This window comes from Pandoraea nosoerga, from assembly GCF_902459585.1.
Lineage (GTDB): Bacteria > Pseudomonadota > Gammaproteobacteria > Burkholderiales > Burkholderiaceae > Pandoraea > Pandoraea nosoerga.
Map to the genome: position 1 here is coordinate 83706 of NZ_CABPSC010000016.1, position 24630 is coordinate 108335.

Genomic DNA, 24630 nt, shown 5'->3' on the forward strand with positions numbered 1-24630 from the left:
GGCGAGCCTGAATCAGGACTGCTCGGCTTCCGGATGGAAATTCACCGGACGCGCAGGCACGACCGTCGAAATGGCATGCTTGTAGACCATTTGCGTGACCGTGTTGCGCAGCAGGACGACATATTGGTCGAAGGACTCGATGTTCCCCTGCAGCTTGATACCGTTGACCAGATAGATCGAGACGGGAACATGCTCCTTACGCAAGGCGTTCAGAAACGGGTCTTGTAGAAGTTGCCCTTTGTTGCTCATAAGTTACTCCATTGTATTTTTAGCAGATGACCGTACGCCAGGGCGTGTGCGCGCTTCCCGCCCTGACTCCCACACTATAGCTGATTTTGCTAGGCTCGCCAGCAAAACCCCGCCCGGGACTGGCGTTACTCGCCCTTGGCGTAAGGGTTCGCGCTGTTGCGGAACTCTATGCGTAATGGAGTGCCCTTCAACTTAAAAGTTTCGCGGAAACGGTTCTCGAGATAGCGGCGATAGCTGTCCGTCACGCCATCGAGATTATTCCCGTGAATGACGATGATCGGCGGATTCGACCCACCTTGGTGCGCGTAGCGCAGTTTCGGGCGCGAAAATCCGGAACGGCGCGGCTGCTGGTGCTCCACGGCCTCGTTGAGCGCGCGCGTGAGCTTGGGCGTGGGCAGTTTGCTCATGGCCGCTGCATACGCCTCGTCCACCGAGCGCATCAGCGCGCCGATGCCCGTGGCCCGGGCCGCCGAAATGAAGTGGAAGTTCGCAAAACTCAGGAATTTGAGCTTTCGCTCGAGTTCCTGCTTGGTCTGATCGCGCGTGTATTCGTCCAGACCGTCCCATTTGTTCACGCCGACGACCAGCGCACGGCCCGACTCGACGATGAAGCCCGCAATGTGGGCGTCCTGATCGGAGATGTCCTGGCGCGCATCGAGCATCAGGATGACGACGTTCGCGTCGGCGATCGATTGCAGGGTCTTCACGACCGAGAACTTCTCGATCGCTTCGAACACCTTACCGCGGCGGCGCAGTCCAGCCGTATCGATGAGCGTGTAATGGCGGCCCTGGCGCTCGAAATCGATATGAATCGAGTCGCGCGTGGTGCCGGGCATGTCGAACGCGATCACGCGCTCCTCGCCGAGCAGCGTGTTGACGAGCGTCGATTTGCCGACGTTCGGGCGGCCCACGATGGCAATTTTCACGCGGCCGTCGTTCTGCTCGTCGTCCTCGTTTTCGTCCTGATCGGCGTAGAACGGCGCAATCGCCTCGTCGATCACCTCCTTGACGCCGTCGCCGTGCGCGGCCGAGATGGCCAGCGGATCGCCGAGCCCCAGCTCGTAGAAATCGTTGGCGACCGCGGTGTATTTCATGCCCTCAGCCTTGTTGACCACGAGCATGATCTTGCGGCCGGTCTTGCGCAGATACTCCGCGATGATCTGGTCCTGCGGCGTGAGCCCCTGGCGTCCGTCGACGATATAGATGACGACGTCGGCCTCGACCACGGCCTGGCGCGTCTGCTTGGCCATCTCGTGGAAGATGCCGTCCTTGGCCACGGGTTCGAAGCCGCCGGTATCGATCACCAGATACGGGTGCTCGCCAACGCGCCCCTCGCCGTAGTGACGGTCGCGCGTGAGCCCGGGCATGTCGGCGACGAGCGCGTCGCGCGAGCGGGTCAAACGGTTGAATAGCGTCGATTTGCCGACGTTGGGGCGCCCTACGAGCGCGATCACGGGTTTCATGAATAAGCCCTAAAAACGAAGACGGCCGGCGCGCTGCCGGCCGTTCCCGGAGTTGCCCGGGTGCTGCCGGTTGCCGGTTACTCCGGACGGAAGCCGTAGATGTTGCCGTCGCGCGTCTGTACGACCAGCGTCTGGCCGGCCAATACCGGCTGCGCGCTGATGGCACCGCTGAGCTTGACGCGGGCGAGAAAATCGCCGTTGTCGCGCGACAGGAAATGCAGATAGCCCTGCTTGTCGCCCACCACCACGACACGGCCCAGCGCCAGCGGCGCCGACAGGTCGCGGTACTTGAGCTTGTCGTTCTGCCACAGTGTACTGCCATCGGCAGCGCTAAAGGCGTACACGGCGCCGTCGGTATTGACCGCCGCCACCACGCGCTCGTCCTGCGACACGCCGTTCGGCGACGAGAAGTCGCGCGCCCACAAACCGTTGCCGGTCTGCGCGTCCACGCAGCCCACGCGGCCCTGGAAGCTCGCACCGCAAATCTGACGGCCGAAGACGACAGGCGAGCCCGTCACGTCGTTCACGCGTTCGACTTCTGTCACGCCCTTCGGGTAGGACAGCGGCGTGATCCACAGCGGGTTGCCTGTGTTGGCGTCGAGCGCGACGAGCTTGCCGCCCGGAAAGCCGGTGACCACCGCGCGGTCGCCCACGAACGTCATGCCGGTGCCGGTGCGCAGCGTGAGCGTCGAGACCGGCTGCGAGTACGACCAGCGCACCGAACCGGTGCCCGCGTCGAACGCCGTCACGCGGTTGTTGATGGCGCGCACCACGACCAGACCGCGGCCCACCAGCGGCGCGGTGAGCACTTCGCTGCCTGCGTTGGCCTTCCAGGCCTGCTTGCCGTCGTGATCGAACGCGATCACGTCGCCCTTGTGCGTGGCAACGACGGTCGTCTCGCCATCGCTGCCGGGACCGGCGGTGATGCTCGTATCCGCCTTCGCCGACCATGTCGTCGCGCCCGTGGCGGCGTCCACGCGAACGATGCTGCCGTTGGCACCCGCCGCAAAGACGGCGTCGCCCACGGCAACCGGCGCAAAGCTGTATGCACCCGCCTTGCCGACGCTCGCCGTCCAGGCCTGCTTCACGGTCAGCGCCTGCTTGATCTCCGTGAGGGGCGTGGGCTCGTGGGCCGGCTTGCTGCCGAAGAGCCCGCAGCCACCCAGCGTGCCCAGCACCGCCAGCGTCAGCACGGCACCGAAAATGCCGCGGCGCGCGGGGACCGGCGGCTCGGCCTGTGACGTGGCCATCGTTTGCGGCATCGATCGACGGAAGTCGTTAAGGATCATCATGTACCCGGTTATGCGTTATGGGAGGGTAATACTTGCCAACGGAATGCCGACGCGCCTCAGGCCCCCAGCGCGTCGAGCTTGAACTGCACGAACTGGCGCATGCCCGCATCCTGCTTGTCGAGCTTCTCGAGCGCCAGCTTGTACGCGGCGCGAGCGTCGGCCACCTTGCTCTGCGCGACGAGCACGTCGCCGCGGCGGTCGGCAAACAGGCCCGCGTATGCCGCCGGCGGATTGTCGAGCAGCTTGAGCGCTTCGTCGAACGCCTTCTCGTCGAGCAGCACACCGGCCAGACGCAGCTTGGCGAGCTGCCTGTACTCGTCGTCCTTCGCATTCGATACGGCCCACTGCAGCTGCGCCTTGGCGCCCGCGACGTCGCCGGCGTCGGCGAGCGACTTCGCGGCGAGCAGTGCCGTCATCTGCGCATACGGCGTGCCGTTGTACTTGCTCTCCATGTCCGACGCGATACGCGCCACCTTCGCCTTGTCCTTCGCGTCGATGGCGTTCTCGAGCTCGCCGTAGAGCACGCCCGCCTCGACCGTCTGCTTGCGGTCGTAGTAGCGCCACAGATTCCAGCCGCCATAGGCCAGCATGATGACGACCAGCGTCCAGATAACGTAATTGCCGTACTGCTTCCACCAGGCCTTTACGTTCTCGATCTGTTCCTGTTCCTCGTGATAGCTGCTCATTCGCCGGGGTTCTCCGTGTCTGGCGTCGTGGATTAATGAAGGGTTTCGTTGCCCGCGCCGCCGTCGGCCGGGCTTTCGCTCACGCTTTCGTTCACACTTTCGTCGGCGCTCGCCACGATGGCGTCGATCAGATGTTCGGCGAGCGCGTCGAACGCCACGCTCGTCTGGTTGTTCGTCTGATCGGCCGCACGCAGATGCTTGACCACGGCGGCGCCCGAAGCGACCTCGTTCTCGCCGATGATCACGGCGAAGTTCGCGCCACTGGCGTCGGCCCGCTTCATCTGCGACTTGAAGCTGCTGCTCTTGCCGTCGGGGCTGCAGTGAAACACCACGTTCAGGCCCGCATCACGCATGCGTTCGGCCGCGACCAGCGCGGGCGCCACGGCACTCTCGCCCTGATGCACGACGTAGACGTCCGCCCCTTCGGCCTGCGGCGCCAGATCGTCCTCGCGCAGCAGCTCGAGAATGCGCTCGACGCCCATCGCCCAGCCGCACGCCGGCGTGGCGTCGCCGCCCAGTTGCTCGATCAGCGGATCGTAGCGACCACCGCCGGCGACCGTGCCCTGCGCGCCGAGCTTGTCCGTCACCCACTCGAACACCGTCAGGTTGTAGTAGTCGAGGCCGCGCACCAGACGCGGGTTGATCGTGAACGGAATGTTGTTCGCCTTGAGCAGCGACTGCACGCCCTCGAAGTGCTTGAGCGACGCCTCGCCGAGATAGTCGATGAGCTTCGGTGCGCCTTCGACCATCGCCTGCATCGCCGGGTTCTTCGTGTCGAGCACGCGCAGCGGGTTCGTGTAGAGACGGCGCTTGCCGTCCTCATCGAGCAGATCGGCATGCTTCTCGAGGTAGGCGATCAGATCGGCACGGTGACGTGCGCGCTCGTCGCTCTGCCCCAGCGAGTTGAGTTGCAGATGAATGCCCGTGAGCCCGAGGTCGTCCCACAGGCGCTGGCACATCAGGATGATCTCGACGTCGGCGTCCGGGCCGGCCAGACCGAGCGCTTCCACGCCGACCTGGTGGAACTGGCGATAACGGCCGCGCTGCGGCTTCTCGTGGCGGAACATCGGGCCGAAATACCACAGGCGCTTCGGGCCGCTGTAGAGCAGATTGTGCTCGAGCGTCGCGCGCACGACGGCCGCCGTGTTCTCGGGGCGCATCGTCAGTTGCTCGCCGTTGAGCGAGTCGGTGAAGCTGTACATCTCCTTCTCGACGATGTCGGTCACTTCGCCGATACCGCGCGTAAAGAGCTGCGTGTGCTCGAGAATCGGCGTGCGGATCTGCTGGTAGCCATATGCGCGCAGCATGGCGCGCACCGATTCTTCGAAAAACTCCCACAGGGCTTCGTCCTGCGGGAGGATGTCGTTCATGCCTTTGACCCCGGCCAGCTTGGCGGGGCGCTTCTTCTTCGCTTCAGTCATATTCTCTTGTGTCGTGCCAGCTTACCCCGCCGACTCACGCGGCAGCCGCCCCTGCGGCCTGCCCGTAGCGCGTCTTCACGTATTCGTCGACGATCTGCTGGAATTCTTCGGCGATGTGCTCGCCGCGCAGCGTGCGCACCTTCTCGCCATCGACGAACACCGGCGCCGCCGGCGATTCGCCCGAGCCCGGCAGGCTGATGCCGATGTTCGCGTGCTTCGATTCCCCCGGACCGTTCACGATGCAGCCCATCACGGCGACGTGCATGTTCTCGACGCCCGGATATTGAGCCTTCCACACCGGCATTTGTTCACGCAGATAAGTCTGAATGCTCGACGCCAGTTCCTGGAACACCGTGCTCGTGGTGCGGCCGCAGCCCGGGCAGGCGATGACCATCGGGGCGAAGGCGCGCAGGCCCATCGTCTGCAGGATCTCCTGGGCCACCACGACCTCGCCCGTGCGCGCACCGCCCGGCTCGGGCGTGAGCGAGATGCGAATGGTGTCGCCAATGCCTTCCTGGAGCAGCACCGCCAGTGCCGCCGTCGACGCCACGATGCCCTTGGACCCCATCCCCGCTTCGGTCAGGCCCAGGTGCAGCGCGTAGTCGCAACGCCTGGCCAGTTCGCGATAGACCGCGATCAGGTCCTGCACCGCGCTCACCTTGCACGAGAGCAGAATCTTGTCGGCCGACAGCCCCACGCGCTGCGCGAGCGCCGCCGATTCGAGCGCCGACGTGATGAGCGCTTCGTACATCACGCTCTGGGCTTCCCACGGGGTCGCGCGCGCGGCGTTCTCGTCCATGATGCGCGCGAGCAGCGACTGGTCCAGGCTGCCCCAGTTCACACCGATGCGCACCGGCTTGTCGTACTTGATCGCCATCTCGATCATCTGGGCGAACTGCGTGTCGCGCTTGGCGCCCTGCCCGACGTTACCCGGGTTGATGCGGTACTTCGACAACGCCTCGGCGCACGCCGGGAAGTCGGCCAGCAGCTTGTGGCCGTTGTAATGGAAGTCGCCGACGAGCGGCACCATTACGCCCATGCGGTCGAGCTGGTCGCGAATCGCCGGCACCGCCGCGGCGGCTTCCGGCGTGTTCACCGTGATGCGCACGAGTTCCGAGCCGGCCTGCGCCAGTTCCTTGACCTGAATGGCCGTGCCGATCGCGTCTGCCGTGTCGGTGTTGGTCATCGATTGCACGCGAATCGGCGAGTCGCCGCCGACCGTCACGAGCTGGCCGCCCCAGCGAATCGCGACCTTGCGCGACTGACGGCGCGGCGCCGGACCGCCAATGATCGGCATGCATTCTACAGAAGCCATGTTTACCCTCTTTCGGTCTTACTGGAGCGTCAGACGCGCCACGTTGCCCGCGTTGCGGGACTTGATCTCGACCGGTTGACCGTTGAATTCCAGCGACTCGACGCCCGCGACGTTACCCACGACGATCCTGAGCGGCGCATCGCCCGTAATTTCCTGTTCGGCACCTGCACGCATGAGCTGGGAGAAGAGCACCTTGCCGCTCTTCGAACGCACTTCGATCCAGCTGTCTGCCTTCAGGCGCAATGCAATCTTGCCATTGCCCGGCGTTCCCGCCACGGCAGCCGACGCGGCCGCCGGCGCCGATGCCGGCATGGACGCCGCCGTAGCCGCACTTGCGAGCCCCGCCACGACGTGTGTCGGATCGGCGGCGGCAATCAGCCCCGGGCCGGAGGGCGCCGCAGCGCTCGCCGACGCGTTGTTCGCAGCGTTGTCCGCGGCGTTGGCGTTGGCCGCGCCGTCTGCGCCCGGCGGCGTACCGTTCGCATCGGCGACGACCGGCTGGCTCGCCGGCTCGGCGGCATCCGTCGCGCCCTGCGTCGATGCGGCGCTTGCGAGATCGGCCGGCTCGGTCGCACCGCGTCCGGCCTTGTGATTGTTGCCGAAGTACCAGGCGGCGCCCGCAATGACCACCAGCGCCGCGAGCGCCCACGGCCACTTGGCCTGCGATGCAGCCACCGGCGAGCGAAAGCGCACGGGGCTCTTCGGAATGCTCGGCTGCCCCGACTGCGGCTGCGGGATCTCGATCGGCGGCGTGCGGCCGTAACGGCGCAGCGGCTCGATCATCGGCTCGGGGTCGCCACCGAGCATGCGCGCATAGCTGCGCACCACCCCCTGGATGAACGGAATTCCCGGCAAGGCATCCCACTCGCCGGCTTCGAGACGCTGGAGTTTCTGCACCGACACCTTGAGGCGCGCCGACACGTCTTCGATCGACATGCCGCGCTTTTCGCGCAATGCCGCCAGTTGCGCCCCCACCGGCGCTCCCAGCTCTGCCAATCCGGCGGCCGGTCCCTGCGACTGACCTTGGCCCTGAGCCTCGGCCTGTCCGCCTGCATCCGCCTGATTCTGGTTATCCATCGATACGCCCCCGTTCGTAAGCAGCCGCCCGCAGCGGCTGAGGATATGCTGACGACAGTCCCGCTACGTCACCGACCGTGCACTCGGCGTGAAGATCTGCGCGGCGCATCGGACGGTTCGGCGAGGAACTGACGGAATCGCGCGAGACGCGAAACGCGCCCCGCGCAAGGAATGCTGTAGTGCGAGACTGATCCGACGGGCGGCACGGCGCGCGCTGGGCCGACGGCCCTCGCCACGGTCCAAGCCCGCCCATGCGCAACCTCATACGGTACGCACCTCGACCGCGATTTTCCCGAATTTTCCTCGCTGCGCAAGCCGCGTGCGGTCTTGCACTTCGCCGGCGAGCTGACCGCATGCGGCGTCGATGTCATCGCCGCGCGTCTTGCGCACGGTCGTGACGAGGCCGGCGTCGAGCAGGATTTGCGCAAATCGCTTGATCTGCGGGTCCTTCGAGCGCAGCAGGCCGGACTCGGGAAACGGATTGAACGGAATCAGATTGAACTTGCACGGCACGTCCCGCGTGAGGGCAACGAGCTCGCGCGCATGCGCTTCGGTGTCGTTCACACCGTCGAGCATGCAGTACTCGAACGTGATGAAGTCGCGCGGCGCCACTTCGAGGTAGCGCTCGCACGCGCCCATCAGTTCGCGCAGCGGATATTTCTTGTTGAGCGGCACGAGCACGTCGCGCAGGGCGTCGTTCGGCGCGTGCAGCGAGACGGCCAGCGCCACGGGCAGCTCCTTGCCCAGGCGGTCCATCATCGGCACCACGCCCGAGGTCGACAGCGTGACGCGGCGACGCGACAGCCCGTAGGCGTTATCGTCGAGCATCAGGCGCATGGCGCCCACGACGTTGTCGAAATTGAGCAGCGGCTCGCCCATGCCCATCATCACCACGTTGGTGATGACGCGCTCGTTCTTGCCCTCGCGCCCCAGGTCGCGGCGCAACGCGAACTCGGCCATCCACAACTGGCCGATGATTTCGCCGAGCGACAGATTTCGCGAGAAACCCTGCTTGCCGGTCGAGCAGAACCGGCAGTTGACGGCGCAGCCCGCCTGCGATGAAACGCACAGCGTGCCACGCGTCTCCTCCGGGATGTAGACGGTCTCCACCGCATTGCCATTGCCCACGTCGAGCAGCCATTTGCGCGTGCCATCGGCCGACAAGTGGTCGGTGATGACCGCCGGCGCGGCGATCGTCGCACGCGTGTGCAGCTTCTCGCGCAGCGACTTGGCCAGATCGGTCATGCCGTCGAAATCGGCGGCGCCCATCTGGTGGATCCATCGCTGGAGCTGGCGGGCGCGGAACGGCTTCTCGCCGAGCGTGCCGCAATAGGCGGCCAGACCGTCCGGATCGTAATCAAGCAGATTCGTAAGGTTGGTCATGGCCGTAGTCCGTCAAACATCCCTTCGGTATCTTCCTGCTATCGAGCGACTGACGCGGCTTAGCGCGCGTAGACGTTCATGCCCGGGAAGAAGAAAGCCACTTCCACGGCGGCCGTTTCGGCGGCGTCCGAGCCGTGCACGGCGTTCGCGTCGATGCTGTCGGCGAAGTCGGCGCGGATCGTGCCCTTTTCCGCCTTCTTCGGATCGGTGGCGCCCATCAGTTCGCGATTCTTCGCGATGGCGTTTTCACCTTCGAGAACCTGGATCATGACCGGGCCCGACACCATGAAGTCGACCAGATCCTTGAAGAACGGGCGCTCCTTGTGCACGGCGTAGAACTGTTCGGCTTCAGCGCGCGACAGGTGCACCAGCTTGGCAGCGGCGATCTTCAGGCCAGCGCCTTCGAAACGGCTGTAGATCTGGCCGATCACGTTCTTGGCAACGGCATCGGGCTTGATAATCGACAAAGTGCGTTCGACTGCCATGAAAAACTCCAAAAAATTAAGCAGTTATATAACCAACATGAACCCGTAATTGTAGCACGAAGCCTGTTATGATGGGGACGGAACCTAGAGTACGCACACCGCTCAAACGCAGGACGGCCGGGCGATCCGGCTTTTCGGCAAGTTGATGCAAGGCGACGATTTCGATGCCCTCCCATGATGGAAGGGTCGCCCGGCGCACCCGTGGATTGAAATTGGGGTTTTTCGCCCAAATATTTTCGGAAACGTCCAGGCGATTTTCCGGACGTCCCGGAGTAAGCTTCAACTTGAGCGGCAAGCCAGACGAACGGCTGCGGGGGATTTGCCGGCATACGCCGGCATCGTATGCGTCAAATGGCGCCAGCCGGTCCCGCCGGCGGTGCAACGACCACGGAGAACTCAATATATGAACCAGGATTTCCAACGTTTCGGCTACAGCGGCGCCGGCGGCATCACGACCGTTCAGGTTCGCAACAAGGTGCTGCGCAATACGTACTGGCTGCTTGCCCTGTCGATGTTGCCGACGATCGCCGGGGCCTGGCTGGGCGTGACTTATGGCTTCGCGCTCTTCGCGGGCAGCCCGATGGTCAGCGTGATCGCGTTCCTCGCGATCGCGTTCGGTTTTATGTTTGCCATCGAGCGCTTCAAGAACAGCGGCGTCGGCGTGGCGCTATTGCTCGGCTTCACGTTCTTCATGGGCCTGATGCTCACGCGCTTGCTGAGCTTCGTGCTCGGCTTCTCGAACGGCGCGTCGCTCATCATGCTCGCCTTCGGCGGCACAGCGGTGATCTTCGGCGTGATGGCGTCGGTTGCCACGCTCAGCAAGCGCGACTTCAGCGGCCTGGGCAAGTGGCTGTTCATGGGCGTGCTCGTCATCCTGCTCGCCTCGATCGCCAACATCTGGCTGCAGTTGCCGGCGCTCATGCTCACCGTGTCGGTCCTGGCCATCGCCATCTTCTCGGCCTACATCCTGTTCGACGTGCAGCGCGTGGTAAACGGCGGCGAGACGAACTATGTCACGGCCACGCTGGCAATCTACCTCGACCTGTACAACATCTTCACCAACCTGCTTGCCATCCTCGGCGTGCTGGGCGGCAACCGCAATTAACATCTTCAATTAACATCTTTGGCGGCCGGCGCGGGCATGCCCCGCACCGGTGCCGAGACGAGAAAGCCAGTCCCGAGGGACTGGCTTTTTTGTTGGGCGGTCGCTCACGCTCGCGCCGGCGCGCCCCCAGCGCGCCCTCATTCCGCCCTCATTCCGCCCTCATTCCGCGCTCATTCCGCCCTCATTCCGCCCTCGTCCTCGTCGTGCTCGTGAATCACGCCAGCACCGCCTGCCGCGCCGCCAATCGCCTCGACGCCCTCATCCGGAGTGGCCGCTTCGCCCGTCACAGCGCCCGTCGAATCGTCGGCTGCCGACACGCGCATGCGCGGCACCCATGGCTTGCCAATACTCTCGTGCTCGAACACGGCCATCGATTCCACGTGCGACGTGTGCGGGAACATGTTGACAACGCCCGCGAGCGTCAGACGGTAGCCGGCTTCATGTACGAGCAGACCCGCGTCGCGCGCAAGCGTTGCCGGACTGCAGGACACATACACGATGCGCTTGGGCAATCCTTCGTAGCCCTGCTGCGCGAGCACCGCCAACGCCTTGGAGACGGCCAGCGCCCCCTCTCGCGGCGGGTCGATCAGGTAACGGTCGAAGGCGCCGAGCGCGCGGATATCGTCCGGGGTGATATCGAACAGGTTGCGGCAGGCGAACTCGGTGCGATCGGCCACGCCGTTGCGCTGTGCGTTGGCCAGCGCCCGCTCGGTTAGCGCCGTGCTGCCTTCGATGCCCATGACCGTGCCCGCACGACGGGCGAGCGGCAACGTGAAGTTACCCAGACCGCAGAACAGATCGAGCACGCGCTCGTTCGACTTCGGTTCGAGCAGCCGTAGCGCCCGATGCACGAGCACGCGATTGATCTGGTGGTTGACCTGCGTGAAGTCCGTCGGCTTGAACGGCATCCGGATCTGATATTCCGGCAGCGTGTAGTGCAACTCGGGCTCGAGGGGGTAGAACGGAACGGCCGTGTCCGGGCCCTTCGGCTGCAGCCAGAACTGGACGCGATGGGCGTGCGCGAACGCGCGCAGGATGTCTTCGTCCGCGGGCGTGAGCGGCTCGAGAATGCGCAGCACGAGCGCGGTCACATCCGCGCCGATTGCGAGCTCGATCTGCGGCAGTCGCTCGCGGATCGACAGCGACTCGACCAGCCGGCGCAGCGGCACGAGCATGTCCGAGACATGGCGTGGCAGCACTTCGCACGAGTCCATGTCCGCGACGTAGCTGCTCTTGCGCTCATGAAAACCGATGAGCACGCCTCCCTTCTTCGGCACATAGCGCACCGTCAGACGCGCGCGAAAACGGTAACCCCAGTCCGGACCCTGGATCGGGCGCAGCATCGCTTCGGCCTTCACCTTGCCCAGACGGGCGAGGTTGTCCTCGAGCACACGCTGCTTGATGGCAATCTGCGCACGCGGCTCCAGATGCTGCATCGAGCAGCCGCCGCATTTGCCGAAATGCGGGCATTGCGGCCTGGCGCGCATGGGGCTGGCGCGCAGCACGTCAATGGCTTCGGCCTGTTCAAACTTGGGCTTGCGGCGATAGCTCAGGTAAGTGACGCGTTCGCCCGGCAGCGCGCCTTCGACGAAGATCACTTTGCCGGGCTTGTACTCCGGCGTGCCCGGCTCGCCCTCGGGCGCGGTGCGGCCGACGCCGCGCGCTTCCATGTCGAGCGATTCGATATCGATGATGCCGGGCTCGGCACCGGGCCGGCCGCGCGAGTTTCGGGAGGAGCGGGTCACGTATTCGTTCTCATGTGCGACAGCAAACCCGGCATTTTAATCGATTCGCACGCCGCTCATGTACACCGCTGCCCGAGATTCACCGCCGGCGCGCCGGGTTTCAGCCCCAGGCGTCGAGATATTCCTTCCAGTGCGGCGCGGATTCCTGGGCGAGCGATCGTTTGACGAAGTCGATTTCCTGCTCGTACTCCGCCTGGCGCAAACCGCCGCGCATCAACTGGTAGCGGCAGTACACCAGATAGGTGTTCACGACGTCCGTCTCGCAGTAATTGCGAATCTCGTCGAGCTTGCCTGCGCGATACGCCTCCCACACCTTGCTGCCGTCCATGCCCAGCTTGCCCGGGAAACCGCAGAGTTTGGCCAGATCGTCGAGCGGTGCGTTCGCGCGCGCCTGGTACATCGCCAGCAGGTCCATCAGGTCGAGATGGCGCTGATGGTAGCGGCTGATGTAATTGTTCCACTTGAACTCGCGATCGTCTTCGCCCATGTCCCAATAACGCGGCGCGGCAATGCCATGGATCATGGCGCGATAGTGCAGCACCGGCAGATCGAAGCCCCCGCCGTTCCACGACACGAGCTGCGGGGCGTACTTCTCGATCGTCCGATAGAAGCCCGAGACCAGCGCCGCCTCGCCGTCCTCGAGCGAGCCGAGCGACTTCACGCGAAAGCCGTCGCGATCGCGAAAGACGCACGAGATCGCCGCCACGCGCTGCAGATGCAACGGCAGGAAGTCGTGCCCCACCTTTTCGCGACGCGCGGCGAATGCCGCCTCGGCGACGGCGTCGTCGGACAGCCCGGTGTAGGCCGGCTCGAGGCGACGCAAGCCGTCGACGTCGGGAATCGTTTCAATATCGAAGACGAGTACGGGAGATGGCATGTGAAAACTCTGGGAAAAGGTCAACCGTGCGCCGCCCGGGATGCGCGTGGCACGGTGAAGTCGGGAAACGCCCGAGGCAATCGCCGTCGACGCTCAGAGCACGGCGTCCTTGCGCACGCCGTTCGACGCGAAGTAGCGCTTGAGCTTCACGAGCGCCTCCTGCTGGATCTGGCGTACACGCTCGCGCGTGAGCCCCATCTCGTCGGCCAATTCCTCGAGGGTGGCGGGCTCGACGCGATTGAGACCGAAGCGACGCTCGATCACGTAGCGATGCTTGGCCGACAGTCGCGAGAGCCACAGTCGCATGAGGTCTTCCAGCTCGCGATGCTGCACCTCCTGCTCCGGCGCTTCGCTGTGATCGTCTGAGAGCAGGTCGAGCAGACTGCTGCCCGGGTCGATTTCGAGCGGCGCGTCGAGCGACGCGACGTGCTCGTTGAGCGCCAGGATGTCGGTGATTTCTTCCGGCGTCTTGCCGGTCAGATCGGCAATGTCCTCGATGCTCGCTTCGCGCTGCTCGCCGCCGTCGATGTAGGCCGCGCTCTTTTCCAGATGACGCTTGGCGCGCAGCACCTGATTGAGTTCGCGAATCACGTGTACCGGCAAGCGCACGGTACGCGCCTGATTCATGATGGCACGCTCGATGCTCTGGCGAATCCACCACGTGGCATACGTCGAGAAGCGAAAGCCGCGCCCCGGGTCGAACTTCTCGATGGCGTGCATCAGGCCGAGGTTGCCCTCCTCGATCAGATCGAGCAACGGCACGCCGCGATTGAGATAGCCCTTGGCGATGCTGACGACCAGGCGCAGATTGCGCTCGATCATTACCTGACGCGCGGCGAATTCCCCGGCCTGCGCCCGCGTGGAGAAGTCGAGCTCCTCGGCCGGGGTGAGCAACGGCTTGACGCTGATGCGGTTGAGATAGTGCTGAACGGTGTCGGCCGTGAGCTCGGCCTGCAGGACGGTGCCGAAGTCGTCGGCGTCGGCGGACTTGCGCTTGCGTGCGGCGCCTTCGCCGACAACGTCCGCGGCGTCGGACGACGAAATGTCGTCATCCTCCGCCTCGCGCTCGTCGAAAGCGTCGTCCACATCCTCGTCCTGCCGGGATTGCCGATCGTCGATGTCCTGATCGGGCTCCGGGGCAGCGAGGTCTTCCTCTTGCGAAGTACGACGCTTTCTCTTGAGCATTCGACCCTGCCTAGTTTATTGAGGCGGCAAATACTTCATCGGATCCACAGGCTTGCCGTCGCGGCGCACCTCGAAGTGCAGCATCACGCGCTCTGCATCCGAGTTGCCCATTTCGGCAATTTTCTGGCCCCGCGTGACGGAGTCGCCTTCCTTGACCAACAGTGTGCGGTTGTGCGCATACGCCGTCAAGAAGGTGGCGTCGTGTTTGATGATGACGAGGTTGCCGTAACCGCGCAGTCCGGCGCCCGAGTACACCACTTTGCCCGCGCCCGCGGCGTACACGGGGTTGCCCGCCTCGCCGCCGATGTTCAGGCCCTTGTTCTTCGAGTCGTCGAAACGGCCGATCACCGGTCCCTTGGCCGGCCACGAGAGTTGCAGCTCGCCGCTCGAGACCGCGCTCGGCGCGGCGGAGGCCGCACTGGCGGGCGGCACCGCGGCCGGCGGCACTGCTGCCGGGCTGCTGCTCGTCGCCGGCGTGCTCGCCACCGGGGGCGGCAGCGGCGTGCCGGTGTCGCCGGCGGGCGGCTTCACGCGCAACACCTGACCGACTTCGATCTGATCAGGGTTCTGGATGTTGTTCCAGCGCGCAATGTCGCGATAGTTCTGGCCGTTCTCCAGCGCGATGCGATAGAGGCGGTCGCCCGGCTTGACGCGGTAATAACCCGCCGGCACCGGCGTATTGTCGATGACAGGCGCGGCGGCAGCCGCACTGCCATCGGTCGCCACACCGCCTACGGTACGGTCGACGACCGGCGCCCCGACTTGTCGCGATGCGCACGCTGCCAGCATGCTCAGCAACAGGACACTGGCGACGCGTTGTTGGAAACCCGCTCGCAAATTCACTCAAATCCTCCGCAGAATAGACCCGTCGGGCTTAGATGATGCCCGATTTTAAGGGGACGAATAACACCCTATCAAGCTGCGTCTCGCGCCACTGGCGCGCCCCGACGCGCTCGATCAGGGTCAAAATCTGTTGCTCGCCGCCCACCGGCGCGACCAGGCGCGCACCAACGGCGAGCTGATCGAGCAACGCATCCGGAATCTCCAGACCCGCCGCGGCGATCACGATGCCGTCAAACGGCGCAACGGCCGGCAGCCCCAGCCGTCCGTCGCCGTAATGCAGGCGAATGTTGGGCACCCGCAGGGGTCGCAGGTTGGCTTTCGCCCGCTCATGTAACGGACGAACCCGCTCGATGGAATACACCTCGCGCGCCACGCAAGACAGCACTGCCGCCTGGTAGCCGCAACCGGTGCCGATTTCCAGCACCTTCTCCAGCGTGCGCCCCCCCGCCAGCAGCAATTCGATCATGCGCCCGACCACGGAGGGCTTCGAAATCGTCTGGCCATGGCCGATGGGCAGCGCCGCGTCCTCGTAAGCCTGGTTGGCGAGCGCGGCGTCGACGAAACCATGGCGCGGCACCGTGGCCAGTGCGGCGAGCACGCCGGCGTGTTTGACGCCCGATGCGGCAACCCGTTCCGCCATGCGCGCCCGCACGCGCTCGGACGTGAGCCCGATGCCGTCGGGCGAGTTGGATGGCGGGGTCGTCCCCGCGCGAGCCGTAGCGGCCGCGGCCGTTTTCCTGGGCGCGGCGACGCGAGCGCGAGCGTCCGCACCGACCGCCCCGCCCTTCGATCCGCCGCCCGCCGCCGGCCTTGGCGGCGCCTTCGTCCCATGGGGTGCCGGCTGCACATGGGGCGCCGACGCCGGGCGCGACAGCCCTTTGGGCGTGAGCGCATGCGCCGCGTGCGCACCGCCAGGACGCGCCGACGCACCGGCCATTGGCGTGGCCGCGGGGCGCAGGCCGTTGTGCCCCGCATGGTTGGATGCCGCCGCCGGCGCCTTGCCGCTTCCCTGACTTGTCGGCATCGCCGTGCGCGTCATCGCGGCAGGCGGCGCCCCGGCGGGACTCGCCCGCGACGCCTTGTCGAGCGCCGGCGCCTTGCGTTGCCGGCGGGCCATCACTTCGGCCAGCGCAAGAGGAAAACGCTTGGGCGGTGTCGTCATCGTTGGGCCACCCCTGCGCTGGCCAGCCAATCGTGCACGACGCCAAGCCGTGCGGTATGCGTGAGATCCAGTTGCAAGGGGGTGACCGAGACGTAATCGTGCGCCACGGCGTGGAAATCGGTGCCTTCGCTGCTGTCGCGCGCATCGCCGGCCGGACCGATCCAGTAAATCGTTTCGCCGCGCGGATTCTCCTGGCGGATGACCGGCTGCGATTGGTGACGTTTGCCCAGACGCGTCGCGAGCGCGCCCTTGAGCCGGTCATACGGTATGTTCGGAACGTTGACGTTGAGCAGGAACGGCGCACCGAGCGGTCGCTCCATGTACCGCTCGATCACTTCGCGGGCCACGCGCGCGGCGCTCTCGAGGTGATCCCAGCCCTTGTTGACTTGCGAGAAGGCGAACGACGGGATGCCGAAGAGGAATCCCTCGGTGGCTGCGGCCACGGTACCGGAGTACAACGTATCCTCCCCCATGTTCTGCCCGTTGTTGATTCCCGAGACGACGATGTCGGGACGCTCATCGAGCAGGCCGGTCAGCGCCACGTGCACGCAGTCGGTCGGCGTGCCGTTGATGAACGAAAAGCCATTGCCCGCCTTGAACACCGAAAGCGGTCGTTGCAGGGTCAGAGAATTGGACGCACCGCTGCAGTTCTGTTCGGGCGCCACCACGGTAATGTCGCCAAGCGGCGCCAGCGCTTCGTAGAGCGCGGCCAGGCCCGGCGCCTGATACCCATCGTCGTTGCTGAGCAGGATTCGCATGCGGCAATTGTAACCGAGGAAAGGTGCGCCGATATGACGCCTTCGCGGCATCTGCCGGCCCACCGCCCCTGCCGGTCGGGCGTGCGCGGCATCGCCCGCCGCGGCCGCGCCCCGCCCAGATACTTCACATCTTCTCGGTTTCTCCGGCCTGCGGCTGCCAGACGAGCAGACGCCGCTCCACCACGCCGACCAGCCCGTCGAGCACGAGCGCGAACGCCGTGAGGATCAGCACCCCGGCGATGACCGCATTGATGTCGAACGTGCCCTCCGCCTGCAGGATCAGGTAGCCCACGCCGCGCGCCGAGCCCAGATACTCGCCGACGACCGCCCCGACGAACGCCAGGCCCACCGAGTTGTGCAGGCTCGAGAACACCCAGCTCGTGGCGCTCGGCAAATACACGCGACGCAGTAGCTGGCGCTGATTGGCGCCGAGCATGCGCGCGTTGGCGAGCACGACCGGGCTCACCTCTTTCACGCCCTGGTAGACGTTGAAGAAGACGATGAAGAACACCAGCGTCACACCGAGCGCGACCTTCGACCAGATGCCCAGGCCGAACCACACGCCGAAGATCGGCGCGAGAATCACGCGCGGCATCGAGTTGGCCGCCTTGATGTACGGATCGAGCAATGCGCCGGCGCCCGGCGAGAGCGCGAGCCACAAGCCGACGGCCAACCCCGCTACCGTGCCGATGGCAAACGCGAGCACCGTCTCGAGCAAGGTCACACCCAGATGCAGATAGATTTCCCCGCTCGCGAACCACTGCCAGATCTGGAGCAGCACCTTCTGGGGCTCGCCGAAGAAGAAGGCTGCCTTGTCAGGGCTGTCGAAGTAGAACGCCGGCAGCAGCGTGGGGCTCGTGAGCACGTACCACACGAGGAAAGCCACCACGAGCAGCAGCCATTGCCACAGGCGCAAGTGCCGCATGATCGAACGATTACGCATGACGAACGAATTCCGGAAATATCAGACGAGCGATCCGAGCGGCCCTCGCACGAGCCAGTCGAACAGGCCGAAGCCATCCGGCAGATCGAACCAGTCCACCCAGTCGAGCCAGCGCAGCCAGCCGCATGCGCTCATCAGGAAGCCGGTGATTTGCCACATGGCATGCCATATCATGTCTCAGACCGCCTTCAATTGCTGGGCGTAGCCCTTGAGCACTTCTTCGCGCAGCACGTCCCAGATCTGGGCGTGCAGTTCGGTAAAGCGCGGGTGGTTGCGGATTTCCGCCACGTCGCGCGGACGCGGCAGATCGATCCGGAACTCGCCGATCGGGTGCGTGCCCGGCCCCGCGGCCAGCACCACGACGCGATCGGACAGCGCAATCGCCTCGTCCAGATCGTGCGTGATGAACAGGACCGCGCGACGCTTGGCCGCCCACAGCTCCAGCAGTTCGTTCTCCATGAGCTGGCGCGTCTGGATATCGAGCGCCGAAAACGGTTCGTCCATCAGAATGATGTCCGGATCCAGGATCAGCGTCTGGGCCATTGCGACGCGCTTTCGCATCCCGCCCGAGAGCTGATGCGGATAGCGATCGCCAAAGCCGCCCAGCCCCACGCGCTTGAGCCACTCCTGCCCGCGCGCCGCCGCTTCGTCAGGCGGCACGCCGCGAAATTCGAGGCCGGCCGTGACGTTGTCGATCGCGTTGCGCCACGGCATCAGCGCTTCGGCCTGAAACATGTAGCCGGCGCGCGCGTTGATGCCCTTGAGCGGTTCGCCGAAGACCTTCACCGTGCCCGAGGACGGCGCGAGCAGCCCCGCGGCGACGTTGAGCAACGTCGACTTGCCACAGCCGGTCGGGCCCACGACCGACACGAACTCGCCCGGCGCAATGTCGAGCGACGTGTCGGCCACGGCCGTGTAGCGCTTTGCCCGATCGTCGCGTGCGACGAAGGTGCATGTAATGCTGTCGAAACTGAGAGCCGGCGCAGTCATCATTTGTACTTGGCGTCGGCCTTCCTGGTGAATTCGTTCGTAAACGTCTTCGACAGATCGATCGACTTGCCCTTGACCGTCTCGTCGAACGCCTGCAGCGTGCGCAGCGCCGTGGCCGGACCGTCGGCGGGAATCAGCCCGTCCGGTGAAATGGCTTCTTTCACGCGGCCCCACGCATCGAGATACAGCGCGCGGTCGCCGAGCAGGTAAGCGTCGGGCACCGTCTTGATCAGGTCCGAAGGCCCGGCCGTCTGCAGCCAGCGCAACGCACGCACCATCGCATTGGTCAGCGCCTGCGTGGTGTTCGGATGCTTCTGAATGAACGACTCGTTCGTGTAGAGGCAGCCGGCCGGCATGTTGCCGCCGAACACCGACACCGTTTCCTTGAGCGTGCGCGTGTCCGAAATCACGCGGATTTCCTTGTCGCGCTCGAGCATGGTGATGACCGGATCGAGGTTGACGATCGCGTCGACGTTGCCCGAGCGGATTGCGGCGAGTGCGCCGGACGAGGCGCCCACCCCGACGAAGGCGACTTCGTTCGGTTTCACGCCGCCCTTGGCGAGCACGAAGTTGGCCATGATGTTCGTCGACGAACCCGGCGCCGTGACGCCGATCTTCTTGCCGCGCAAGTCGGCCACCGACTTGTAGTTCGGCATTGTCTTGTTCGACACGCCGAAGACGATCTGCGGCGCACGGCCCTGCAGCACGAACGCACGGATGTACTGGTTCTTGGCCTGCAGCAGGATCGTGTGTTCGTAAGCGCCCGAGACCACGTCCGCGCTGCCGCCGACGAGCGCCTGCAGCGCCTTCGAGCCGCCGGCGAAGTCCGAGATCTCGACGTCGAGCCCTTCGTCCTTGAAGTAGTTCAGTCGTTCGGCGATGGTAAGCGGCAGGTAGTAGAAGAGATTCTTGCCGCCGACGGCGATGGCGACCTTGGTCTTCTCGGGCTTGCCCTGCGCGAAGCCAGGGCGAATGCCCGCTCCGATGAGGCCGGTGGCAGCCAGTGCCGTGACGAACTGACGTCTTTGCATGGTGATTGTCTCCGTGGTTGCAGCGTGCTTTCTTTGTGTGACGTGCTTTATTCACGGAATGCGAACGGCGTTGCATCCCGTGGTCCCGCGCATTGCGAACGGCTCAGATCACGCCGTTCTCGCGCAGTGTCTTGATTTGCCCGGCATCATAACCCAGTTGCGCGAGCACCTCGTCGGTGTGCGCGCCAAGCGCCGGGCCAAGCCATTGGGTCTCGCCGGGCGTGTCCGAGAGCTTCGGCGTGATGTTCGGCAGATCGATGGGCGTGCCGTCCGGCAACGTATGGCGCTGAATCATCTGGCGTGCAATGAATTGCGGATCCGCGAACATGTCGGCCACCGTATAGATGCGACTGGCCGGCACGTCGGCGCCCTGCAAGACGGCAAGCGCCTCGTCGATCCGGCGCTCGCGCGTCCAGGCACCGATCGCCTCGTCGATTTCCTGCGTGCGCGGCACCCGTCCGTCGTTATGCGCGAGCGCAGGATCTTCGGCCAGGTCGGCGCGGCCGATCGCATACATGAGCCGCCGGAAGATCGGATCGCTGTTGCCGCCCACGACGATCATGCCGTCGGCGCAAGCATACGTGTTCGATGGCACGATGCCTGGCAGCGACGCGCCGGTGCGCTCGCGCACCATTCCGGCCACGCTGTACTCCGGCACCACGCTCTCCATCAGGTTGAAGACCGCTTCGTAGAGCGCGACGTCGACCACCTGCCCGCGCCCGCCGTTCACGTTGCGATGATGCAGCGCCATCATCGCGCCGATGACGCCGTGCAGCGCTGCAATGGAGTCGCCGATCGAGATGCCGATGCGCGGCGGCGGCAAGTCGGGATAGCCCGTGATGTGACGCAGCCCGCCCATCGACTCGGCAATCGCCCCGAACCCGGGACGATCGCGATACGGACCGGTCTGCCCATAGCCCGAGAGCCGCACCATCACGAGCCCGGGATTCTCGGCCGACAGCGCTTCGTAGCCCAGCCCGAAACGTTCGAGCAAACCGGGCCGGAAATTCTCCACTACGATGTCGGCCTGCGCCGCGAGCTTGCGCACGATCGCCTGGCCTTCGGGCGCCTTCAGATTGATCGTGACGGACTTCTTGTTGCGCGCCTGGACAGCCCACCAGAGCGACGTGCCTGCCGCGTCCGGATGCAGCTTGCGCCACTTGCGCAGCGGATCGCCATGCTGCGGATCCTCGATCTTGATGACCTGCGCGCCGAACTCGCCGAGCATGCGGGCGGCGAACGGCCCGGCGATGAGCGTGCCCAGCTCGAGCACCTTCACGCCGGCCAGCGCGCCGCGCGCGGGAGGCGCGCCCGCGGCGGCTTGGCTGGCGTTTTCGGAAGCGGTGCCGGCGGCGGATTCACCGCGATGCGGCAAGGCAGATTCGAGCGGCATGGACGGCCCGGACGGCTTGGACGATTCGGACGACTTGGACGACTTGGACAACGCGTAGGCTCCTGTGCCGCGTCGACAGCGATGGCCATCGACTTCCAATCACGGCCCGAGCGGGCTGCGACGTAAAAAATGGGTGGCAAACGAAGGTCGTATCGTAACGCGCCGGCCCGCCTTCGGCCAACTGCATGGCAACAGATCGGGGAAAGCGCCGAGACGATCCGGCGAAAATTCCGATCGCGGGGCGAGCGCCGCCCGCCGCGTCGGTCGATTCACGTCTCGAACAGATGTCGCGCGCCGCGCTGCGCCGCGATATAGATGGCCTCGCCGCGATTGCGAGCGCCGAGCCGCCGGTACAGCGCCGACACGTGCGTCTTCGCGGTGCCTTCGGAGATCACCAGTTGCTGACAGATCGTCTTGATGGACAAGCCGCGTGAGAGCAGCGCCAGAATTTCGTATTGCCGCTGGGAGATGCCGAGCAACGCGGATTCGGCCAGTTGCGTCGCCTTGTCGCCACCCAGCGGAAACACCGGCAGACGAGAGAGGGGCAAGGCTTCGCCGAGCGCCTCCTGCCGCCACAGCACCAGCAGCGCCGAGAGCGCCTCGTCCGGCACGAAGCGTCCGCCCGAGAACGCCAGATCGAAAACCGAACGAACCCGCGCGACGGAACTCGGCCACGGCAGGCAGGCGGCCACGCCCGCCTGGAACCAGCGGATGATCTCATCGGGAAAACCCGCATCGCCGATGACGATGACCGGCACGGGCGGCGCACATTCGGCCGCTGCCGCACACAACGCGTCGAGCGCGGGGGTGCGCGCCACCGCCTCGTCGAGCACGAGCGCGCGGCGCGACGGCAACTCGCGCAGCCAAACCCAATCCTGCGTCGTGACCTCATCGACCTGACGCAGGACCGGCGACGTCGCGCTCGCTTCGGTATGCAACGCGACCTGCAGGCCACCCATCCAGCCGGCAGCCTCACCCACGACCAGCACACGCATGGTTTCCCCTGTCATTACGGTCGGCCCCGCGCCGCCGCCCCGCTTCTTGTACGCCCGCCGCATCGCTTCTTCGCGGCCCGCCAGGATGTTGTCGTGTGGGCGGGCCGAGGCAAAAACCGAAGCATGCTTCGAGCGTTCGCCACGGGGTCGACGCGTCAGGCGCCGTCTCGCTTTGAGCGCAGTTTATGCGCGAAGCCCGCATGGCGGCGAGTCCCGGATCGCCGGATTCCGACCGTTGTTGCCTCTGCGCGACAAACCGCGATTTGCGTAAATCGATTACTGAATTCTCCGGATTCCGCTATTACTTTTTCCTCTTTCCTTTCTCGAATCGCGCAATAGAATACAAGCAGTGCTGGGAGGATGGAGCCGGGGGGCACGCCATGTTCAAGATCACCATCAATGCGTCGCGCACCGCCATCGCCTGCCTGGCGGGCGCCTGCTTTGCGAGTCCGGCCCATGCCGAACTGACGGGCGCCGGCGGCATGCCGGTCGCCGTGAGCGACGCGTTGCTCGCCACCACTCGCGCGGCCAACCTCCACGGCGGCCTCGTCGGCAATGTCGGCGGCGCACCATCGGTCGGCATCGCGCCGGTCAACGCCACACCTACGAGCGCAAACAACGTGCGTCTGTGGGACGAAGTGATCCCGCCCGCTCCCTCTCCAAAGCCCACTCAGGCGTCGCTTACCGTGCCGGGTCAGCCGCGCACGCTTGCCGTCAGCGCGCTGTCGGCGCAGGTCGGCGCGGCTGCCGGCATGCAGTCGACGAGCCTGCGGGTCAACACCAACTCGGGCCGCATGCCGCCCGGCTTCCCGCGCTGAGCCGCGGCGCCGAGCGCCCGTTATCAGAACGTGTACGGGAAACGCACGCCGATCACATAGTTCGGCGCGTCCGGCGACATGCCGGCGTTCACGTAGCCATTCACCGTCCAGTGCCTGTTGATGGCGTAGTTGATGCCGAAGTTCAGCGACGCCGCGTTGGTCGCGCTGCCCGCCACCGTGGTGTAGCCGCTGCCCGACGTTGCCGTCTTCGTCGCGCGCGAAATCGCCGTCGAATAGGAGATCGACAGCGCCGTCTTGTCGTTGAGCGCCAGCGCCATGCCGGCGCCCACCTGAACGATGTCGCCGAGCTTGACCTTGGCGGGCTGCGTCGTTCCCTCGATGGTCGAGATATCGTCGAAGGTGCGCGCGAAGTTGTACGTGTACGCCACGTTGGCGAACAGCACGATCGGATCGTAGGTGCGCAGGAACGACAAGCCGGCCGTCACGGCCCAGATTCCGTTACCGGTCGGCAGACGCGACGGGGTCGTGAGGTTGTTGTTGCTCGGATCGGGCGTGCCGAGCTTGATGCCGAACGGCGAGGTGCCGGTCGGCGCGGTCACGCGCAATGACGCCACGACGTCCGGCCAGTTCGCATTTTCCTTGACCAGTTGGTAGTACAGGGACGCATTGACGTCGCCGATATTCGCCGAGTTCTTGCTGATGTCGCTGATCGACGAGGCTGCCCCGCCCGCGCCACCGGAGATGAAGTCCGAGTTGCGGTACAGATACGGCACGTCGAACGCCACACTCAGACGGTCGTTGATCCCGTAGCGCGTGTTGACGTCGAAGGTCCACACGTTGGCCTTCGTCTGGCCGAGGTTCAGCTGGCCGAGGAAGATGGCGTCGAGCGCGAGAAAGCCGCTCAGCACGAGTTGGCGGCGATCGTAGTAGCTGTAGCTGATGCCCGCATCGATGGTGAGCTTGCGGTCGAACAACGGTGCATGCTGCGCCTGCACCACGGCCTCTTCGGCGGGCGTGCGTTGCGCCTCGGTCTCGCTCTTTTGCATTTGCTGCGTGGCGCCGATCGGCGTGGCGGTGACGGGGCCGGCCGCGCCAGCCGCGCCGCCGCCGGGCGTGCCGGCGGAGCCGGCGGCCGAGCCGTCACCGGGCGAGACCTGCGCGATCTGCGCCGTGTCCCACGCGGTCAGGCCGCGCCCGCGCTGCGCCATCTCGATATCCGTGAGGCGCTGCTTGAGAGAAGAAATTTCCCGCTGCTGCCGGTCGACCATGTCCATCAACATCTGGAGACGGTCGTCCGGCGATGGGTTCGTATGCTCCTGAGCCTGGGCCGATAGCGTGAAAAGCAGTACCCCCAACGGAATAGCGGCAACGGGAAAAAAACGGTGAGTGTTCATGATCCCCCCCGGGTAAAGGTGCACACGGGCATCCGCGCGCAATCCAACAAACACGTGTT

Annotated in this window: 23 protein-coding genes and 1 pseudogene; 2 read left to right on the top strand and 22 right to left on the bottom strand. The window is 65.4% G+C overall.

Annotation, left to right across the window (positions count from 1 at the left end; all coding sequences use genetic code 11):
- Window positions 1-12 precede the first annotated feature (12 nt).
- The 9 genes from hfq to ndk all read right to left on the bottom strand — a co-directional run bounded on the left by hfq (window position 13) and on the right by ndk (window position 9371).
- Window positions 13-249, bottom strand: a complete 237-nt coding sequence (hfq, locus tag PNO31109_RS18635) for an RNA chaperone Hfq (protein ID WP_010807283.1) — start codon at window positions 247-249, stop codon at window positions 13-15.
- A 125-nt stretch (window positions 250-374) separates the two neighbouring features.
- A complete protein-coding gene (gene der / locus PNO31109_RS18640; protein WP_150556944.1) occupies window positions 375-1712 on the bottom strand; it encodes a ribosome biogenesis GTPase Der in 1338 nt (445 codons plus the stop codon).
- 77 nt (window positions 1713-1789) lie between these two features.
- Window positions 1790-2962 (bottom strand): outer membrane protein assembly factor BamB, encoded by a 1173-nt coding sequence (gene bamB, locus PNO31109_RS18645; protein ID WP_174966468.1) that lies wholly within the window; start codon window positions 2960-2962, stop codon window positions 1790-1792.
- A gap of 98 nt (window positions 2963-3060) precedes the next feature.
- On the bottom strand, window positions 3061-3690 hold the full coding sequence (locus PNO31109_RS18650; RefSeq protein ID WP_150556946.1) for a YfgM family protein: 630 nt from the start codon (window positions 3688-3690) through the stop codon (window positions 3061-3063).
- A 32-nt stretch (window positions 3691-3722) separates the two neighbouring features.
- Window positions 3723-5111: a histidine--tRNA ligase gene (gene hisS, locus PNO31109_RS18655; protein WP_150556947.1), complete on the bottom strand. Its 1389-nt coding sequence runs from the start codon at window positions 5109-5111 to the stop codon at window positions 3723-3725.
- 34 nt (window positions 5112-5145) lie between these two features.
- Entirely contained in the window at window positions 5146-6426 is a 1281-nt protein-coding gene (ispG, locus tag PNO31109_RS18660) for a flavodoxin-dependent (E)-4-hydroxy-3-methylbut-2-enyl-diphosphate synthase (RefSeq protein WP_150556948.1), read from the bottom strand.
- Window positions 6427-6444: 18 nt separating this feature from the next.
- Window positions 6445-7503, bottom strand: a complete 1059-nt coding sequence (locus tag PNO31109_RS18665) for a helix-turn-helix domain-containing protein (protein ID WP_150556949.1) — start codon at window positions 7501-7503, stop codon at window positions 6445-6447.
- A gap of 261 nt (window positions 7504-7764) precedes the next feature.
- Entirely contained in the window at window positions 7765-8886 is a 1122-nt protein-coding gene (rlmN, locus tag PNO31109_RS18670; RefSeq protein ID WP_150556950.1) for a dual-specificity RNA methyltransferase RlmN, read from the bottom strand.
- 59 nt (window positions 8887-8945) lie between these two features.
- Window positions 8946-9371 (bottom strand): nucleoside-diphosphate kinase, encoded by a 426-nt coding sequence (gene ndk / locus PNO31109_RS18675; RefSeq protein WP_023596525.1) that lies wholly within the window; start codon window positions 9369-9371, stop codon window positions 8946-8948.
- A 403-nt stretch (window positions 9372-9774) separates the two neighbouring features.
- On the opposite strand from ndk, the gene PNO31109_RS18680 reads away from it, so the two are divergent.
- Window positions 9775-10476 (top strand): Bax inhibitor-1/YccA family protein, encoded by a 702-nt coding sequence (locus PNO31109_RS18680; protein ID WP_150556951.1) that lies wholly within the window; start codon window positions 9775-9777, stop codon window positions 10474-10476.
- 350 nt (window positions 10477-10826) lie between these two features.
- On the opposite strand, the pseudogene rlmD reads toward PNO31109_RS18680, so the two are convergent.
- The 12 genes and pseudogenes from rlmD to PNO31109_RS18735 all read right to left on the bottom strand — a co-directional run.
- Window positions 10827-12221: pseudogene (rlmD, locus tag PNO31109_RS18685) on the bottom strand (23S rRNA (uracil(1939)-C(5))-methyltransferase RlmD); the annotation flags it as partial.
- A gap of 100 nt (window positions 12222-12321) precedes the next feature.
- Window positions 12322-13098: a 3'-5' exonuclease gene (locus PNO31109_RS18690; RefSeq protein WP_150556952.1), complete on the bottom strand. Its 777-nt coding sequence runs from the start codon at window positions 13096-13098 to the stop codon at window positions 12322-12324.
- Window positions 13099-13191: 93 nt separating this feature from the next.
- A complete protein-coding gene (gene rpoS, locus PNO31109_RS18695) occupies window positions 13192-14283 on the bottom strand; it encodes an RNA polymerase sigma factor RpoS (RefSeq protein WP_150556953.1) in 1092 nt (363 codons plus the stop codon).
- A 15-nt stretch (window positions 14284-14298) separates the two neighbouring features.
- On the bottom strand, window positions 14299-15072 hold the full coding sequence (locus tag PNO31109_RS18700) for a peptidoglycan DD-metalloendopeptidase family protein (RefSeq protein ID WP_241013894.1): 774 nt from the start codon (window positions 15070-15072) through the stop codon (window positions 14299-14301).
- 85 nt (window positions 15073-15157) lie between these two features.
- Window positions 15158-16288: a protein-L-isoaspartate(D-aspartate) O-methyltransferase gene (locus tag PNO31109_RS18705; RefSeq protein ID WP_150556955.1), complete on the bottom strand. Its 1131-nt coding sequence runs from the start codon at window positions 16286-16288 to the stop codon at window positions 15158-15160.
- On the bottom strand, window positions 16285-17046 hold the full coding sequence (gene surE / locus PNO31109_RS18710; RefSeq protein ID WP_150556956.1) for a 5'/3'-nucleotidase SurE: 762 nt from the start codon (window positions 17044-17046) through the stop codon (window positions 16285-16287). The genes PNO31109_RS18705 and surE overlap by 4 nt, the downstream gene beginning before the upstream one ends.
- Window positions 17047-17170: 124 nt before the next feature.
- Entirely contained in the window at window positions 17171-17989 is an 819-nt protein-coding gene (locus PNO31109_RS18715; RefSeq protein WP_150556957.1) for an ABC transporter permease, read from the bottom strand.
- Window positions 17990-18010: 21 nt separating this feature from the next.
- Window positions 18011-18148, bottom strand: coding sequence for a hypothetical protein (locus PNO31109_RS22010; protein ID WP_174966464.1), 138 nt, complete (start codon window positions 18146-18148; stop codon window positions 18011-18013).
- Window positions 18149-18166: 18 nt separating this feature from the next.
- Window positions 18167-18979, bottom strand: a complete 813-nt coding sequence (locus PNO31109_RS18720; RefSeq protein ID WP_150556976.1) for an ABC transporter ATP-binding protein — start codon at window positions 18977-18979, stop codon at window positions 18167-18169.
- Entirely contained in the window at window positions 18979-20010 is a 1032-nt protein-coding gene (locus PNO31109_RS18725) for an ABC transporter substrate-binding protein (RefSeq protein WP_150556958.1), read from the bottom strand. The genes PNO31109_RS18720 and PNO31109_RS18725 overlap by 1 nt, the downstream gene beginning before the upstream one ends.
- Before the next feature lie 103 nt (window positions 20011-20113).
- Window positions 20114-21454: a CaiB/BaiF CoA transferase family protein gene (locus tag PNO31109_RS18730; protein ID WP_241013877.1), complete on the bottom strand. Its 1341-nt coding sequence runs from the start codon at window positions 21452-21454 to the stop codon at window positions 20114-20116.
- Between the two features lie 218 nt (window positions 21455-21672).
- Entirely contained in the window at window positions 21673-22398 is a 726-nt protein-coding gene (locus PNO31109_RS18735) for a helix-turn-helix transcriptional regulator (protein WP_241013876.1), read from the bottom strand.
- 380 nt (window positions 22399-22778) lie between these two features.
- Between PNO31109_RS18735 and PNO31109_RS18740 the strand changes: the two genes are divergently transcribed.
- Window positions 22779-23216 carry a hypothetical protein gene (locus PNO31109_RS18740; RefSeq protein ID WP_150556959.1) on the top strand — a complete coding sequence of 146 codons (438 nt, stop codon included), beginning with the start codon at window positions 22779-22781 and terminating at the stop codon, window positions 23214-23216.
- Between the two features lie 23 nt (window positions 23217-23239).
- On the opposite strand, the gene PNO31109_RS18745 is transcribed toward PNO31109_RS18740, so the two are convergent.
- Window positions 23240-24571 carry a hypothetical protein gene (locus PNO31109_RS18745; protein ID WP_174966465.1) on the bottom strand — a complete coding sequence of 444 codons (1332 nt, stop codon included), beginning with the start codon at window positions 24569-24571 and terminating at the stop codon, window positions 23240-23242.
- Window positions 24572-24630 lie beyond the last annotated feature (59 nt).

Excerpts from the sequence above, each read along its gene's own strand:
- hfq (WP_010807283.1), bottom strand. The coding sequence starts at position 249 with ATGAGCAACAAAGGGCAACTTCTACAAGACCCGTTTCTGAACGCCTTG.
- der (WP_150556944.1), bottom strand. The coding sequence starts at position 1,712 with ATGAAACCCGTGATCGCGCTCGTAGGGCGCCCCAACGTCGGCAAATCG.
- bamB (WP_174966468.1), bottom strand. The coding sequence starts at position 2,962 with ATGGCCACGTCACAGGCCGAGCCGCCGGTCCCCGCGCGCCGCGGCATT.
- PNO31109_RS18650 (WP_150556946.1), bottom strand. The coding sequence starts at position 3,690 with ATGAGCAGCTATCACGAGGAACAGGAACAGATCGAGAACGTAAAGGCC.
- hisS (WP_150556947.1), bottom strand. The coding sequence starts at position 5,111 with ATGACTGAAGCGAAGAAGAAGCGCCCCGCCAAGCTGGCCGGGGTCAAA.
- ispG (WP_150556948.1), bottom strand. The coding sequence starts at position 6,426 with ATGGCTTCTGTAGAATGCATGCCGATCATTGGCGGTCCGGCGCCGCGC.
- PNO31109_RS18665 (WP_150556949.1), bottom strand. The coding sequence starts at position 7,503 with ATGGATAACCAGAATCAGGCGGATGCAGGCGGACAGGCCGAGGCTCAG.
- rlmN (WP_150556950.1), bottom strand. The coding sequence starts at position 8,886 with ATGACCAACCTTACGAATCTGCTTGATTACGATCCGGACGGTCTGGCC.
- ndk (WP_023596525.1), bottom strand. The coding sequence starts at position 9,371 with ATGGCAGTCGAACGCACTTTGTCGATTATCAAGCCCGATGCCGTTGCC.
- PNO31109_RS18680 (WP_150556951.1), top strand. The coding sequence starts at position 9,775 with ATGAACCAGGATTTCCAACGTTTCGGCTACAGCGGCGCCGGCGGCATC.
- PNO31109_RS18690 (WP_150556952.1), bottom strand. The coding sequence starts at position 13,098 with ATGCCATCTCCCGTACTCGTCTTCGATATTGAAACGATTCCCGACGTC.
- rpoS (WP_150556953.1), bottom strand. The coding sequence starts at position 14,283 with ATGCTCAAGAGAAAGCGTCGTACTTCGCAAGAGGAAGACCTCGCTGCC.
- PNO31109_RS18700 (WP_241013894.1), bottom strand. The coding sequence starts at position 15,072 with ATGCTGGCAGCGTGCGCATCGCGACAAGTCGGGGCGCCGGTCGTCGAC.
- PNO31109_RS18705 (WP_150556955.1), bottom strand. The coding sequence starts at position 16,288 with ATGACGACACCGCCCAAGCGTTTTCCTCTTGCGCTGGCCGAAGTGATG.
- surE (WP_150556956.1), bottom strand. The coding sequence starts at position 17,046 with ATGCGAATCCTGCTCAGCAACGACGATGGGTATCAGGCGCCGGGCCTG.
- PNO31109_RS18715 (WP_150556957.1), bottom strand. The coding sequence starts at position 17,989 with ATGCGTAATCGTTCGATCATGCGGCACTTGCGCCTGTGGCAATGGCTG.
- PNO31109_RS22010 (WP_174966464.1), bottom strand. The coding sequence starts at position 18,148 with ATGTGGCAAATCACCGGCTTCCTGATGAGCGCATGCGGCTGGCTGCGC.
- PNO31109_RS18720 (WP_150556976.1), bottom strand. The coding sequence starts at position 18,979 with ATGACTGCGCCGGCTCTCAGTTTCGACAGCATTACATGCACCTTCGTC.
- PNO31109_RS18725 (WP_150556958.1), bottom strand. The coding sequence starts at position 20,010 with ATGCAAAGACGTCAGTTCGTCACGGCACTGGCTGCCACCGGCCTCATC.
- PNO31109_RS18735 (WP_241013876.1), bottom strand. The coding sequence starts at position 22,398 with ATGCGTGTGCTGGTCGTGGGTGAGGCTGCCGGCTGGATGGGTGGCCTG.
- PNO31109_RS18740 (WP_150556959.1), top strand. The coding sequence starts at position 22,779 with ATGTTCAAGATCACCATCAATGCGTCGCGCACCGCCATCGCCTGCCTG.
- PNO31109_RS18745 (WP_174966465.1), bottom strand. The coding sequence starts at position 24,571 with ATGAACACTCACCGTTTTTTTCCCGTTGCCGCTATTCCGTTGGGGGTA.